The sequence below is a fragment of the Pseudomonas parafulva genome, assembly GCF_002021815.1.
In the GTDB taxonomy this organism is placed as follows: domain Bacteria; phylum Pseudomonadota; class Gammaproteobacteria; order Pseudomonadales; family Pseudomonadaceae; genus Aquipseudomonas; species Aquipseudomonas parafulva_B.
Map to the genome: position 1 here is coordinate 4,102,814 of NZ_CP019952.1, position 13,603 is coordinate 4,116,416.

Here is a 13,603-nt window from a genome sequence, read left to right on the forward strand (position 1 = left end):
CGCGTGTTGGAGGCTGACTATCATCTGGCTGCTTGAGTTGCAGTGCCTGCAATGCCGTGAAGAGATGCCTGATGAACAGAATGATCCGGGGCCTGGCGTTTGCGCTGGCCCTTGTGACCGGTGCCGCCACGGCCCAGCCTGAGCATGACCAGCCGATGAATACGACGCTGCTGGCACGCAAGGACCTGGCCTACCGATTCACCCAACTGGACCTTGACTCGGCAGACGGCGCGCGTCACTACCGACTATGGGTAGGGCTGCCCAAGCGCGCCGCCCCCGCAACCGGCTACCCGGTGTTATGGATGCTGGACGGCAACGCAGCCCTGGGCGCCCTGGACCGGCAACGCCTCGACGCCTTGGCCGCCGGCCAGGCCCCCGTACTGGTCGCCGTGGGTTACCAGACCCACCAGCGCATCGACAGAGCCAGCCGAACCTACGACTACACGCCGGCGCTTGCCGGGAAGACAGAGCAGCGCGACCCTCTCACCGGGCAGCCCAGCGGCGGGGTGGATGCGTTTCTCGACCTGCTGGAGACGCGCATGCGCCCGAGGCTGGCAGCGCTGGTGAGCATCGATCTCCGGCAGCAGACCCTGTGGGGACACTCCTATGGCGGCCTGGCCGTGCTTCATGCCCTCTTCACCCGGCCCAAGTCATTCGCCGTCTATGCGGCGGCCAGCCCCTCGTTGTGGTGGCACGACGGCGCGATCCTGCACGAAGCGGCAGGCCTGCCGTCGCAGTTGGGGGATGCCCAGCCACGCGTGCTGTTGATGCGCGGCGTACTGGAGCCGGCCAGCCCCCGCGAACCGGCCCAGCCCCACGCCGATCAGACGGCACGGAGCCTCGCCGCCAGCCTGGCCCAGGTCAACGGCGTGCAGGTGTCCTTCAAGCAGTTCGACGGCCTCGGGCATGGGCCGATGCTTCCGGCATCGCTGCACTGGCTGATCGATAGCCTGAGCAAAGCAGCACCGCAGGGCACCTCGTCCAGCCGCTGACAGCGGCCCCGATCATGACGGCGGGTTGCCAACCCAGGCACCGGGTGCGGTATGCTTGCCCGGTCTTCAGGGCGGGGTGAAAGTCCCCACCGGCGGTAAATCGAAAGATGAGCCCGCGAGCGCTCCGGCTGTGCCGGAGGTCAGCAGACCTGGTGAGATTCCAGGGCCGACGGTCATAGTCCGGATGAAAGAAGGCGTCAGGCAGGGGCCCCATGGGCACCCCTGCGCACGCATTTTGCTCGCCCCGAGACGTTCATCGATCATTTACGAGGAGCGTTTCATGTCTACTTTGCACCCTGTGCACTTTCCCAATGTCACCGCCGCCATCGCCGCGTTCAAGGCCGGCCGCCCCGTGCTGCTGCTTGACGATGACGACCGTGAAGATGAAGCGGACATCATTGCCGCTGCCGAGAACATTTCGTTGCAGACCATGGCCATGATGATCCGCGATTGCAGCGGCATCGTCTGCCTGTGCCTGGACGAGGCAACGGTCGATGAGCTGCAACTGGCACCCATGGTCCAGAACAACCAGGCCCGCCACGGCACCGGGTTCACGGTCACCATCGAAGCTGCCGAGGGCATCACCACTGGCGTAAGCGCCCAGGACCGGGTCACCACGATCGCCGCTGCACTGCGCTCTTCGGCCGAGCAACGGCATATTGTCAGCCCTGGGCATGTTTTTCCGCTGCGCGCGCGCAATGGCGGTGTGCTCACGCGTCGCGGCCACACCGAAGGGTCGGTTGACCTGGCGCGCCTGGCCGGGCTGCGGCCGGCAGCGGTCTTGTGCGAATTGATGAACCCTGATGGCACGATGGCTCGCGGCGAGGAAGTGGCCGTCTATGCGCGCCAGTACAACCTGCCCACGCTGACCATCGATGAGTTGGCGCAGTATCGCCTGGCGCTGCAGGCGCAAACGGCTCCGGCGATCTGATCGACCTGGCCATCCAAGGCCTGGACGGCGGCGCCAACCCGGCGCTGCCGTGCCAATGGCGGTTTGCTCACCCCGCCCTGCTCTGCTAGTGTCGCGGCGTTCAGACTACCGCCGAGACTGCCGCCATGGCCCGCAAAAAAGCTTCCCTTGATTTCGAGCAATCCCTTGCCGAGTTGCAGGCACTGGTCGAGCGCCTGGAGAACGGCGAGTTGTCCCTGGAGGACTCACTTGCCGCTTTCGAACAAGGCATTGCCCTGACGCGTGATTGCCAAGGCGCCCTGGCTCAGGCCGAACAGAAGGTGCAGGTGCTGCTGGAGCGCGATGGCGAACTGACCGCCCAACCCTTCGACGTGGAACCCGAGGCATGATCGGTGCCTATCAGTCCGCCTGCCAGGCCCGTGTCGATGGCGCACTCGAGCCGTTGTTCATCGCCCCCACTCCCGAACTCGAGCGCCTGTATGCCGCCATGCGCTACAGCGTGATGAACGGCGGCAAGCGCGTACGCCCGCTGCTCGTCTATGCGGCCTGCGAGGCCTTGGGCGCTCCGGCGGAGCACGCCAACGGCGCCGCTTGCGCAGTCGAGCTCATTCACGCTTACTCGCTGGTCCATGACGACTTGCCGGCCATGGACGACGACGACCTGCGTCGCGGCCAGCCGACCACACACAAGGCGTTCGACGAGGCCTGCGCCATTCTGGCCGGTGACGGCCTGCAAAGCCTGGCCTTCAACGCATTGCTCGACCCCCACCTGAGCCCTCAGACCGACGCACTTCGCCTGGCCATGGTGCAGGCCCTGGCCACGGCCGCCGGTCCCGCTGGCATGGTGGGCGGGCAAGCCATCGACCTGGGTTCGGTGGGCATGAAGCTGGACCAGCAGGCCTTGGCGTTCATGCACCGGCACAAGACCGGTGCCCTGATCGAAGCCAGTGTCCGCCTGGGTGGGCTGGCCAGTGCCCGTGCCGACCAGACGCAGCTCGATGCCTTGCAGGTGTATGCGCAGGCCATTGGCCTGGCCTTCCAGGTTCAGGACGACATCCTGGATGTGGAAAGCGATACGGCTACACTGGGTAAACGCCAGGGCGCCGACATCGCCCGCGACAAGCCGACTTACCCTGCCCTGCTGGGCATGGAGGCGGCCAAGGCCTACGCGATCGAACTGCGCGACCAGGCACTGGTCGCATTGGAAAGGTTCGACGAAAAGGCCGAACCACTGCGAGCCCTGGCGCGCTATATCGTCGAACGCCGCAACTGACCTGGTGAGTACCGCGCGATGGCTGCGAAGCCGCCCGCGCGTCACCCGTCTGAATGGGCAGCTTTTCCTACAATGGGGTAAACTGCCGCGTCTTAATACACCTATAACGACTCGCCTGATGCCCACGACGTTTCAAGAGATCCCCCGCGAACGCCCGGTCACGCCGCTGCTCGACCGCGCTGACACGCCAGATGGCTTGCGCCGCCTGGCCGAAGCCGACCTGGAGACCCTGGCCGACGAGTTGCGCCAGGAGCTTCTGTATACCGTGGGCCAGACCGGTGGGCACTTCGGTGCCGGCCTGGGCGTCATCGAGCTGACCATCGCCCTGCACTACGTCTTCGATACCCCCGATGACCGGCTGGTATGGGACGTGGGTCACCAGGCCTACCCGCACAAGATTCTGACCGGGCGCCGCAACCGCATGCTCAGCCTGCGCCAGAAAGACGGCGTAGCCGCCTTCCCGCGCCGCAGCGAAAGCGTGTACGACACCTTCGGCGTCGGTCACTCCAGCACATCGATCAGCGCGGCACTGGGCATGGCCATTGCGGCGCGCCTGCAAAACAGCGCTCGCAAGTCCATTGCGGTCATCGGCGACGGCGCACTCACGGCGGGCATGGCCTTCGAGGCGTTGAACCACGCCCAGGAAGTCAACGCCGATATGCTGGTGATCCTCAACGACAACGACATGTCGATTTCGCGCAATGTGGGAGGCTTGTCCAACTACCTGGCCAAGATCCTCTCCAGCCGCACCTACACCAGCATGCGCGAAGGCAGCAAGAAAGTGCTGTCGCGCCTGCCAGGTGCGTGGGAAATAGCGCGGCGTACCGAAGAGTATGCCAAGGGCATGCTGGTCCCCGGCACCCTGTTCGAAGAGCTGGGCTGGAACTACATCGGCCCCATCGATGGTCACGACCTGCCCACGATGATCGCCACCCTGCGCAACATGCGCGACCTCAAGGGTCCGCAGTTCCTGCACGTGGTGACCAAAAAGGGCAAGGGGTTCGCCCCGGCCGAGATCGACCCGATCGGCTACCACGCCATCACCAAGCTCGAGCCCGTGGGCAAGCCGGTTGCGCCGAAACTGGCCAGCGGACCGAAGTATTCCGCCGTGTTCGGCCAGTGGCTCTGCGACATGGCCGCTGCCGACGATCGCCTTGTCGGCATCACGCCGGCCATGAAGGAAGGCTCCGACCTGGTGGCGTTCAGCGAGCGCTACCCTGAACGCTACTTCGACGTGGCGATTGCCGAACAGCATGCCGTCACCCTCGCGGCGGGCATGGCTTGCGAAGGTAGCAAGCCGGTGGTGGCTATCTACTCGACCTTCCTGCAGAGGGCCTACGACCAGTTGATTCATGACGTGGCCGTGCAGAACCTGGACGTGCTGTTCGCCATCGACCGCGCCGGCCTGGTGGGTGAAGACGGCCCGACCCATGCCGGCAGCTATGACCTGTCCTACCTGCGCTGCATCCCTGGCATGCTGGTGATGACGCCCAGCGACGAAAGCGAGCTGCGCAGAATGCTCAGCACCGGCCACCTGTACAACGGCCCGGCTGCCGTGCGCTATCCGCGCGGTACTGGCCCTGGCGCGGCTGTCGACGAGGGGTTGGAACCGCTGGAGATTGGCAAGGGCGTGGTGCGTCGCCGGGGTGAAAAGGTCGCACTGTTGGTCTTTGGCGTACAGTTGGCCGAAGCCCTGCAAGTGGCCGAACAGATCAATGCCACGGTCGTCGACATGCGCTTCGTCAAGCCTCTGGATGAATCCCTGGTGCTGGAAATGGCAGGTAGCCACGAACTGCTGGTGACCATCGAGGAGAACGCCATCATGGGCGGTGCCGGTGCTGCCGTAGGCGAGTGCCTGGCCAGGGAGGCGGTGGTCAAGCCGTTGCTGCACCTGGGCTTGCCGGACCTCTATGTCGAACACGCCAAGCCTGCGCAGATGCTGGCAGAGTGCGGGCTGGATGCAGCGGGCATCGAAGCGAGCGTCAAAGCCCGCATGGTCAAGCTGGGGCTTTGATGTGCAGGGCTGCGCTGCAGCCCTGTTGCTCAGCCAAACGAGCCGGCATTCATTTACCCAACGAGGTCGGTGATTGCCGGCTTTTTCTTCGTTCATGGCGACTCTGAGGGCAAGGGCCTTTCTCCGCTGGGCCCCGTCGTGTTGGAGTGCGCAGACTTCGCAGACGTGTACCGCCCGTGAAAAACCCGACCCTCGCCACCCTGCTTTGCCTCCCTCTGCCCCTGCTGGCGTCCGAACGCGACGAAGCCCTCAAACTGCCCGATGTGCTCATCAGCGCCAGCCGCCAGGTAGAGTCGCGCACCGCCACCAGTGCTGCGAACACCGTGTTCACCCGGACCGATATCGACCGCCTGCAACCGAGCAGCGTCATGGACCTGCTCAGCCGCGTGCCGGGCGTGCAGGTGGCACCGACCGGCGGACGCGGCAGCTTGCCAGGCCTTTTCATTCGCGGCACGAAGACTGCGCAAACGCTGGTGTTGGTCGATGGTGTACGCATCGCCAACGCGACCTCAGGCGACAGCGGCCTGCAGTTTCTCAACGTCGACCAGATCGAGCGTGTCGAAGTGCTTCGCGGCTCCCGGTCGGCGGTGTATGGCAGCGATGCCATTGGCGGGGTCATCCAGGTGTTCACCCGGCGCAGCGTCGGAGATGGCCTGCACCCGCGTGTGCGTCTGGCCGCCGGTAGCCGAAAAACCTTCCAGCGCAGCCTGGGTGTGTCGGGCGCCGACGGCTCAACGCGCTTCAACCTGGGCGCAAGCCTGGACGAAACGGCAGGCATCGATTCAACAGGACCGTCGTTCGGCAGCGACGCCGACCATGACGCTTACCGTAACAAATCGCTCAACTTCAGCCTGAGCCAGACGCTCGGCGAGCGCGTGGAAGTCGGCATGAACCTGCTGCACAGTCAGGGCCGCAGTCAATACGACAACCCATTCGGCGGCTTCGACCCTGTCACCTACGAAAGCGTCGGCCAGCAGCCTTACACCGACTTCAGTATCGCCAGCCTGGGCAGTTACCTCGACGCCCAGCCCAACGACAACTGGCACACGCGGCTGGAGGTAGCGCACAGCGAAAACCGTGACGACAAGCGCGACACGTTGAGCAGTGAACGCTTTGTGTTCAACACCTACCGCGACCAGATGACCTGGCAGAACGATCTGGCCCTGAACGACCAGCACAGCCTGCTCGCCGGTGCCGACTGGTATCAGGACCGCGTGCACGCCAGTACCGACTTCGAGAAGGACAGCCGTTGGAACCGGGCGGTGTTTCTTCAGCATCGCTACCAAGGCCCGCTGTTCTCCACTGAAGTGGGCGTACGCCAGGACCGCAACGAGCAATTCGGCACCCATACCACCTGGAGTGGCAGCGTGACCGTTGCGCTGGATGATCGCAATGATGTAGTGCTGTCCTATAGCGAAGGTTTCCGGGCACCTACGTTCAACGACCTGTACTACCCGCAGTTCAGCAACCCTGACCTGGACCCCGAGCATTCCAGAACCCATGAAGTGCAGTGGCGCAGCCAGCTGTCTTCCGACACCCGCCTGGAGGCTTCCTTGTACCGCACCGACCTGCGCGATGCGATCGTGTTCGGCCAGGATGCTATTCCCCGCAACGTGGCCTCGGCGCGCGTCGACGGTGTAGAGCTGGCCCTGGCCCAGCAGTGGGGCGACTGGAGCAGCCAGCTGGGCCTGGCGATGATCGACCCCCGAGACCGCGACAGTGGCCATACATTGGCCCGACGGGCACGCCGCACCCTGAGCCTGGATCTGGACCGCCGTGTGGGTCCCTTCGGCGTCGGTGCCAGTGTGCAAGCCGTCAGCAGCAGCTACGACGATGAAGGCAACCGCAGCCGTTTGGGTGGGTACGGGCTGCTGGGGCTGCGCGGCAGTTGGGCAGCCACCGAGGCGCTGACGGTGGAGGCGAAGCTGGACAACCTGTTCGACCGTGGCTACAGCCGCGCCCTGTACAGCTACGAGGGCAACCCCCACGCCTATCGGGAAGAAGGGCGCACGTTGTTGTTCAGCGTGACCTGGACACCGGCGCTCTAGCAGCTAGCAGTTCGCACAGGCGAGCCGTCGCTTCGATCATCTGCCCACTGGGGCGCTCGATGCCGTTGTCCGGTACCACCAGCAACCCGTCCTGCGCCACCGCGCGCAGCATCGGCCAGGCCTTCCAGCTGGCCAACTGTTGCACATCGGCAGCCAGGATGATGTCGGGGTCGCGGGCGATGACCGACTCCACGCTCACCTGTGGCGCTGCCGGGTTCAAATCCGCAAAGACATTCCGCGCACCACAGACGGCGAGCGCATCGCTGATCACTTGTTGCCCACCCAGGGTGTACAAAGGGTGATCCCAGACTTGGTAGAAGACCTGCAGAGGCCTGTCACGGTGGTATTGCTGGCGCAGTGCCTTCAATCGTGCCCGCAAGGCGTGAGCGTAGCGGCGCCCTTGATCAGCGCGGCCCACGTGCTCGGCAATTTCTTCGATCTGGCCAATCAACTGTTCGATGCCGCGGGGCTCTGCGCTGAAAGTAGGGATGCCTAGACGCTTGAGCTGGTCGCGCTGCGCAGGGGGTACGCTGCCCGGCCACAGCAAGAGCAGATCAGGGCGCAGACTGAGCAAGCGCTCCATATCCAGCTGGCCATAGCGCCCCACCGAGGGGAGCGCTCGCAGCGCAGGGGGCCGTTCCCCTCCATCGAGCACCCCCACCAGCAGATCGCCTGCCTGAAGTTCGAGCATGATGTCCGTCATCGACGGCGCCAGGCTGACGACGCGCACTGGCCCAGCGCTCGCCAGGCTACAGGCCAGAAGCGCCAGCCCCGCAATGAGCCGGCGCATCAGCCGAGCTGAGGCGGCAGGCGGTACAGGTACAGCAACACCACGGTGGACAAGGCCAGCAGCACCTGCGGGACGGTCTCCAGCCCTACCAGCACCGACACCGCGGCTACCCAGGCGGGGAAGCAGGCATAGGTCATGGCCAGGCGCCGCACGCGAGCCAGTTCGATCCACGCAGCAGGCTCGGCTTCGGTACCGAGGGCCTTGGAGGTGGCAATCAGCGCGCGCTTGTAGGCCCCGAAGCGCGGCAAGGTGAGAAACAATGTGGCTGCGCCAGCGATGAACAGCGGCATGGCCAACATGGGAATCATCGCCTCGCCACCGCCAAAGGCCCAGGCCATGACCGGCAGCGGCACGAGGCCCACCGCCAGGTATTGCCACCAGGCCAGGGCAAGACGCCGCTTGACCTCGGCACGGGTCACGCCTGGGGCACCTCGCCCTGGTGTTCGTTGCCCAGCATATGGCCCAGCTTGCCGGCCTTGGTCGCCAGGTAATGGCTGTTGTGCGGGTTGTGCCCGGTATGCAGCGGCACACGCTCGGCCACCACGATATCCATGTCGGTCAGGGCCTTGACCTTGCGCGGGTTGTTGGTCATCAAGCGCAACGCCTTGACTCCCAGGTGCTCGAGCATTGGCAGGCAGATGGCGTAGTCGCGTTGGTCGGCGGCAAACCCGAGGCGCTCATTGGCTTCGACCGTGTCCGCCCCGCCGTCCTGCAGTTCATAGGCGCGGATCTTGTTCAGCAGGCCAATGCCACGGCCTTCCTGGCGCAGGTAAAGCAGCACGCCACGGCCTTCTCGGGCGATCGCCTGGAGGGCAGCTTCGAGTTGCGACCCGCAATCACAGCGTTGACTGAACAAGGCGTCGCCGGTCAGGCACTCGGAATGCAGGCGCCCCAATACCGGCTGCCCATCGGCGATATCACCCAGGCTGAGCACCACGTGCTCGCGGCCGGTGGCTTCATCCAGAAAGCCGTGCATGGTGAAAGTCGCGAAAGGCGTCGGGAGTTTAGAGGCTGCAACAAAGACGACGGGCACGTTGTGCTCCTGGGATAAGTGGGAATTTCAATGGACCGATTGTATCAGCAGCTTACGAGCAGTGCTCCGGCAGTATACCGCCGGTTATTATCGAAAACCTCGATGCGTGGCAGGTGCGGTTATACGCAACGCGCTACGGCTTGGCGCTGGTATCGAAAGGATAAGGCTGTTTCCAACGCTCGAATATCGGCCTGAGTTCGCCGCTGCGCACCAGTTCGGCCATGCGTTTGTCGAACACATCACGCAGTGCCTCACCCCGTTCACTGCGGGCGAACGCCAGGTACATGGGCAGCTCGACCACGTGGGTACGCCGGAATCGATCAGGTTGCGAGCTTTGCCCAATGACGTAGTCCACTTCGGTCATGGCGTCGACATAGAAGTCCACCCGGTCATGCTCAAGCATGGGCAGAATGCCTTCGCGCCGCTGGATTTCACGGTACTCCCGCACGCGGGGCAAGTATTTGCCATAGGCATAGCCACGCACCCAGGCCAGGCGATAGTCGCCTATGGTTGCCAGTGTGGGGGCCGGCTTGCTGGCAAGCCCGAGGGCGTAGACATGGTCGACGTCGAAATGCCAGCGAGGGTAGAGGTTGTCTTCACTTTCGTTCTTGTAGGAGCCGACCCAGGCATCAGCCTCGCCACGTTTGACCAGGCCAATGGCACGGCTGTAGGGCGCACTCTGCGGCACGACCTCGATCCCTGCGGGCTGGAACACCTTACGCATCACGTCCCAGGCCACACCGGTGCCATCTGCGTTGGTGTAGTCGGCCCACTCCTCGCTGACCAGGTGAACCTGGTCAGGTTGGCTGTCGCCGGCAGTCGCCCACGGGGCCGCGACCATCAGTAATGCCAGCAGCATACCCTTCAGCACCATGGCAGCCCCCGTTCTATGCGACAGCCCATACCAGAACCTGCATGCCCAACCAGGCGAAGACGCCGGCCAGCACGTCATCGAGCATGATGCCGACGCCGCCATGGACGTGACGATCAATCCAACGGATGGGCCAAGGCTTGAGGATGTCGAAGAAGCGGAACATCAGAAAGCCCGCCAACAGCCACTGCCAGCCATCGGGCACCAGCCACAGCGTAATCCACATGCCGACCATTTCGTCCCAGACGATGCCTTCATGATCATGCACGCGCAAGTCATTGGCCACCTTGCCGCACAGCCAAAAGCCGAACAGCATGGTGATACCCAGTACCAGCCAGTAGCCCCAATCGGGCAGCATCTGCCAGAGCGGAATGAAGGGTATCGCCACCAGCGAGCCCCAGGTGCCAGGCGCCTTGGGCAAGGTGCCGGAGCCGAACCCGAACGCGATGAAGTGCCAAGGGTTGCGCCAGACCGATGGCGGAACGAACTCCGCAGGCACCTGATTGGGGTGGTCGGTCACGGTATCTCCCTAAAGTGTTGGTAGCCCCGCTGCCGAGGCGTGATGTCCTGACCGTGCGCGTCGCGCAGGGACACGCCCTGCCCTTGCAGTACGCGGCCAATGGGGTAGACCTGGATGAAGCCAAAGTGCGCAAGGTGCGTCAAGGCGTCCGGGGGTGCCGTGAACGCCAGGATGTAGTCGTCACCACCGGCGAGCGCTGCCTGCACGGCCGCCTCGCGCCCCAGGAACGCCTCCACTTCGGGGGACACCGGCACCTGCGCCAGGTTCACCTCGAGCGCCACGCCAGAGGCCTTGGCGATATGACCGCAATCGGCTAGCAAGCCATCGGAAATATCGAGTGCCGCCGTAGCGTGCCCTCTGAGCAAGGCACCGAGGGTGAGCTGCGGCATGGGCGCCCAATAGTGGGCCAGCAGCGGCGCTGCCACGGCCGGCGGTGCCTGGCGCTGCCCGAGCACCAGGGGCAAGGCGCCAGCGGCCTTGCCCAGCGAGCCACCGACATACAGCAGGTCGCCTGGCTGGGCGCCAGTGCGTCGTAATGCCTGCCCGGTGGGCACACGGCCGAACACCGTCACGGTGATGCTCAACGGACCCCGGGTCGTGTCACCGCCAATCAGGCTCATGCGGCAACGGTGTGCCATGCGGCTGAGCCCTGCCGAAAACTCCTCCAACCAATCGTGGCTGACGTCAGGCAGGGTAAGGGCCAGCGTGAAGCCGATCGCAGTGGCGCCCATGGCGGCCAGATCACTGACAGCGACGGCCAGGCAGCGCTGCCCCAGCAGCTTCGGGTCGCAGACGGCAGGGAAATGCACGCCGGCTACCAGGGTGTCGGTCGAGACGGCCAACTGCTCACCGGGAGGGAGATCCAACAGGGCACAGTCGTCACCGATGCCCAGCGCCACCCCTTCGCCCTCGCCGTGCACTGCACAGTGCGCGGAGGCGAAGTAACGGTTGATCAGCTCGAACTCACCCATGGCCAGGCTGCGCCGCAATTAGCGCTTGTTCGCCTTGACTTCGACTTCGCGCAGCGTCGGTGCCAGTTTGTCGAGCACGCCGTTGACGAACTTGTGACCGTCGGTGGCGCCGAAGACCTTGGCCAGCTCGACGCCTTCGTTGATCACAACGCGATAAGGCACGTCGATGCGCTTGATGAATTCCCAAGTGGACAGACGCAACACGGCCAGTTCGACCGGGTCGAGCTCGTCGAGGCTCAGGTCCAGGCAGGGCTTGAGCGCACTGTCGATTTCGTCCTTGATGGCCGGAACGCCATGCAGGATTTCACGGAAGTAGGCGCCGTCGACATCCGCAAAATCGTTATCGACCCGAAACTGCGCTTCGATCTCGTTCAACGAATGCTGCGCCATGTGCCATTGATACAGCGCTTGGGTCGCGAGCTTGCGGGCTTCACGGCGCTTGGCGCTCTTCGATGGCTTGCCGGCATCCGCAGGTTTGGGATCGCGCGGGTTGAAACGATCGCTTTCGTCGCTAATCACTTGGCCTCCAACTGCGCCAGCAGGCTTACCATTTCCAGGGCAGACAGGGCGGCTTCTGCACCTTTGTTGCCGGCTTTGGTGCCGGAACGCTCGATGGCCTGCTCGATGGAGTCGACGGTCAGTACGCCGAACGCCACAGGGACACCGAACTCCATGGACACCTGGGCCAGGCCCTTGGTGCACTCGCCCGCCACGTATTCAAAGTGCGGGGTGCCGCCACGGATCACAGCGCCCAGTGCGATGATCGCGTCGTAAGCACCCTGCTGGGCGACCTTCTGGGCAACCAGCGGAATCTCGAACGCGCCAGGCGCACGGATGATGGTGATGTCGTTTTCGCTGACGCCATGGCGTACCAGGGCATCAACGGCACCACTTACCAGGCTTTCGACAACGAAGCTGTTGAAGCGGCCAACCACCAAAGCATAGCGACCTTTGGGGGCAATGAAGGTACCTTCGATGGTCTTCAGGGTCATTGCGATATTCTCATCTTCAAACGCAAGGCCGCTTGCTGGCGGCCTCGACAGGGGTATGGACTCGAGCTGCAGGGCGTCATTGCCGCCTCAAGTCACTCGGAGGGCACGTATTCTACAACTTCCAGGTCGAATCCGGATATCGCATTGAACTTCATCGGCGAACTCATCAGGCGCATCTTGCGCACACCCAGGTCACGCAGGATCTGCGAACCGGCACCCACGGTGCTGTAGGTGGTCGGGGTCTTGGCCGGTGCATCGCCTGCGCTTTCGCGGATATGCGCGAGCAGCACGTCGCCATCAAGCGGGTGCCCCAGCAGCAGCACCACACCGCTTCCGGCTTCGGCCACGGCGGCCATGGCGGCGCGCAGGCTCCAGCGGCCCGGCTGCTTGACCAGCAGCAGGTCACGCAGCGGGTCCATGTTGTGCACCCGCACCAGGGTGGGCTCTTCGGCGCAGATGGTGCCCAGGGTCAAGGCCATGTGCACGTCACCTTCCACCGCATCGCGGTAGGTGACCAGGTTGAACTCGCCCAGCTCGCTTTCCACCGACTGCTCGGAAACCCGCTGCACGGTGCGCTCGTGGATCATGCGGTAGTGAATGAGATCGGCGATGGTGCCGATCTTCAGGCCGTGCTCGGCCGCGAACACTTCCAGTTCGGCGCGGCGCGACATGGTGCCGTCGTCGTTCATCACCTCGCAGATCACGCCGCTGGGTTCGAACCCGGCCATGCGTGCCAGGTCGCAGGCTGCCTCGGTGTGCCCGGCGCGTGCCAGCGTACCGCCTGGCTGAGCCATGAGCGGGAAGATATGCCCGGGGCTGACGATGTCTTCAGCCTTGGCGTCCCGGGCGGCAGCCGCTTGCACGGTGCGGGCACGGTCGGCGGCGGAGATGCCGGTGGTGACCCCTTCGGCCGCCTCGATCGAAACGGTGAACTTGGTGCCGAAACCCGAACCATTGCGCGGCGCCATCAGCGGCAGCTTGAGGGTTTCGCAACGTTCGCGGGTCATTGGCATGCAGATCAGGCCACGGGCGTGCTTGGCCATGAAGTTGATGTGCTCGGGCTGGCAGCATTCGGCTGCCATGATGATATCGCCTTCGTTCTCGCGGTCTTCGTCATCCATCAGGATGACCATTTTGCCCTGGCGGATGTCTTCGACCAGTTCTTCGATGCTGTTGAGCGCCACGCGGC

15 protein-coding genes and 1 riboswitch are annotated in these 13,603 nt (G+C 64.3%); of the genes, 6 read left to right on the forward strand and 9 right to left on the reverse strand.

All coding sequences use genetic code 11. The annotated features are described in order from the left end of the window. Window positions 1-71: 71 nt before the first annotated feature. The 6 genes from B2J77_RS18395 to B2J77_RS18420 all read left to right on the forward strand — a co-directional run bounded on the left by B2J77_RS18395 (window position 72) and on the right by B2J77_RS18420 (window position 7,237). Window positions 72-992 (forward strand): alpha/beta hydrolase, encoded by a 921-nt coding sequence (locus B2J77_RS18395; RefSeq protein ID WP_078479186.1) that lies wholly within the window; start codon window positions 72-74, stop codon window positions 990-992. Between the two features lie 58 nt (window positions 993-1,050). Continuing rightward, window positions 1,051-1,192: riboswitch (FMN riboswitch) on the forward strand. A gap of 80 nt (window positions 1,193-1,272) precedes the next feature. Next, window positions 1,273-1,923, forward strand: a complete 651-nt coding sequence (ribB, locus tag B2J77_RS18400) for a 3,4-dihydroxy-2-butanone-4-phosphate synthase (protein ID WP_058638664.1) — start codon at window positions 1,273-1,275, stop codon at window positions 1,921-1,923. A gap of 125 nt (window positions 1,924-2,048) precedes the next feature. Continuing rightward, window positions 2,049-2,291 (forward strand): exodeoxyribonuclease VII small subunit, encoded by a 243-nt coding sequence (locus B2J77_RS18405; RefSeq protein ID WP_023534977.1) that lies wholly within the window; start codon window positions 2,049-2,051, stop codon window positions 2,289-2,291. Then, window positions 2,288-3,175, forward strand: coding sequence for a (2E,6E)-farnesyl diphosphate synthase (ispA, locus tag B2J77_RS18410; RefSeq protein WP_058638665.1), 888 nt, complete (start codon window positions 2,288-2,290; stop codon window positions 3,173-3,175). The genes B2J77_RS18405 and ispA overlap by 4 nt, the downstream gene beginning before the upstream one ends. 118 nt (window positions 3,176-3,293) lie before the next feature. Next, window positions 3,294-5,189, forward strand: coding sequence for a 1-deoxy-D-xylulose-5-phosphate synthase (gene dxs / locus B2J77_RS18415; RefSeq protein WP_078479187.1), 1,896 nt, complete (start codon window positions 3,294-3,296; stop codon window positions 5,187-5,189). A gap of 176 nt (window positions 5,190-5,365) precedes the next feature. Further along, entirely contained in the window at window positions 5,366-7,237 is a 1,872-nt protein-coding gene (locus B2J77_RS18420; RefSeq protein ID WP_078479188.1) for a TonB-dependent receptor domain-containing protein, read from the forward strand. Here the strand turns inward: B2J77_RS18420 and B2J77_RS18425 are convergent. The 9 genes from B2J77_RS18425 to ribBA form a co-directional block, all read right to left on the reverse strand. Next, window positions 7,209-8,027: a cobalamin-binding protein gene (locus tag B2J77_RS18425; RefSeq protein WP_078479189.1), complete on the reverse strand. Its 819-nt coding sequence runs from the start codon at window positions 8,025-8,027 to the stop codon at window positions 7,209-7,211. The two genes, B2J77_RS18420 and B2J77_RS18425, sit on opposite strands and share 29 nt — an antisense overlap. Beyond that, window positions 8,027-8,446 carry a hypothetical protein gene (locus tag B2J77_RS18430; RefSeq protein WP_058603975.1) on the reverse strand — a complete coding sequence of 140 codons (420 nt, stop codon included), beginning with the start codon at window positions 8,444-8,446 and terminating at the stop codon, window positions 8,027-8,029. Before B2J77_RS18430 ends, B2J77_RS18425 begins: the two co-directional genes overlap by 1 nt. Then, window positions 8,443-9,060 (reverse strand): GTP cyclohydrolase II, encoded by a 618-nt coding sequence (gene ribA, locus B2J77_RS18435; protein WP_023534989.1) that lies wholly within the window; start codon window positions 9,058-9,060, stop codon window positions 8,443-8,445. The genes B2J77_RS18430 and ribA overlap by 4 nt, the downstream gene beginning before the upstream one ends. 133 nt (window positions 9,061-9,193) lie before the next feature. Continuing rightward, the gene (locus tag B2J77_RS18440) at window positions 9,194-9,934 is read right to left on the reverse strand and encodes a substrate-binding periplasmic protein (protein WP_058603974.1); all 741 of its coding nucleotides are present in this window, start codon (window positions 9,932-9,934) and stop codon (window positions 9,194-9,196) included. A 13-nt stretch (window positions 9,935-9,947) separates the two neighbouring features. After that, window positions 9,948-10,451: a phosphatidylglycerophosphatase A gene (locus B2J77_RS18445; RefSeq protein ID WP_023535011.1), complete on the reverse strand. Its 504-nt coding sequence runs from the start codon at window positions 10,449-10,451 to the stop codon at window positions 9,948-9,950. After that, window positions 10,448-11,422, reverse strand: coding sequence for a thiamine-phosphate kinase (gene thiL, locus B2J77_RS18450; RefSeq protein WP_058638690.1), 975 nt, complete (start codon window positions 11,420-11,422; stop codon window positions 10,448-10,450). The genes B2J77_RS18445 and thiL overlap by 4 nt, the downstream gene beginning before the upstream one ends. 18 nt (window positions 11,423-11,440) lie before the next feature. Further along, window positions 11,441-11,941: a transcription antitermination factor NusB gene (gene nusB / locus B2J77_RS18455; RefSeq protein WP_058603973.1), complete on the reverse strand. Its 501-nt coding sequence runs from the start codon at window positions 11,939-11,941 to the stop codon at window positions 11,441-11,443. Continuing rightward, window positions 11,938-12,414, reverse strand: a complete 477-nt coding sequence (ribE, locus tag B2J77_RS18460) for a 6,7-dimethyl-8-ribityllumazine synthase (RefSeq protein ID WP_023534949.1) — start codon at window positions 12,412-12,414, stop codon at window positions 11,938-11,940. Before ribE ends, nusB begins: the two co-directional genes overlap by 4 nt. A gap of 92 nt (window positions 12,415-12,506) precedes the next feature. Next, entirely contained in the window at window positions 12,507-13,598 is a 1,092-nt protein-coding gene (gene ribBA, locus B2J77_RS18465; protein ID WP_023535004.1) for a bifunctional 3,4-dihydroxy-2-butanone-4-phosphate synthase/GTP cyclohydrolase II, read from the reverse strand. Window positions 13,599-13,603 lie beyond the last annotated feature (5 nt).

Bases quoted from the DNA above. Each gene is read 5' to 3' on its own strand.
- thiL (WP_058638690.1), bottom strand. From the start codon at position 11,422: ATGGGTGAGTTCGAGCTGATCAACCGTTACTTCGCCTCCGCGCACTGT.
- ribB (WP_058638664.1), top strand. From the start codon at position 1,273: ATGTCTACTTTGCACCCTGTGCACTTTCCCAATGTCACCGCCGCCATC.
- B2J77_RS18395 (WP_078479186.1), top strand. From the start codon at position 72: ATGAACAGAATGATCCGGGGCCTGGCGTTTGCGCTGGCCCTTGTGACC.
- ribE (WP_023534949.1), bottom strand. From the start codon at position 12,414: ATGACCCTGAAGACCATCGAAGGTACCTTCATTGCCCCCAAAGGTCGC.
- B2J77_RS18440 (WP_058603974.1), bottom strand. From the start codon at position 9,934: ATGGTGCTGAAGGGTATGCTGCTGGCATTACTGATGGTCGCGGCCCCG.
- B2J77_RS18405 (WP_023534977.1), top strand. From the start codon at position 2,049: ATGGCCCGCAAAAAAGCTTCCCTTGATTTCGAGCAATCCCTTGCCGAG.
- B2J77_RS18425 (WP_078479189.1), bottom strand. From the start codon at position 8,027: ATGCGCCGGCTCATTGCGGGGCTGGCGCTTCTGGCCTGTAGCCTGGCG.
- ispA (WP_058638665.1), top strand. From the start codon at position 2,288: ATGATCGGTGCCTATCAGTCCGCCTGCCAGGCCCGTGTCGATGGCGCA.
- dxs (WP_078479187.1), top strand. From the start codon at position 3,294: ATGCCCACGACGTTTCAAGAGATCCCCCGCGAACGCCCGGTCACGCCG.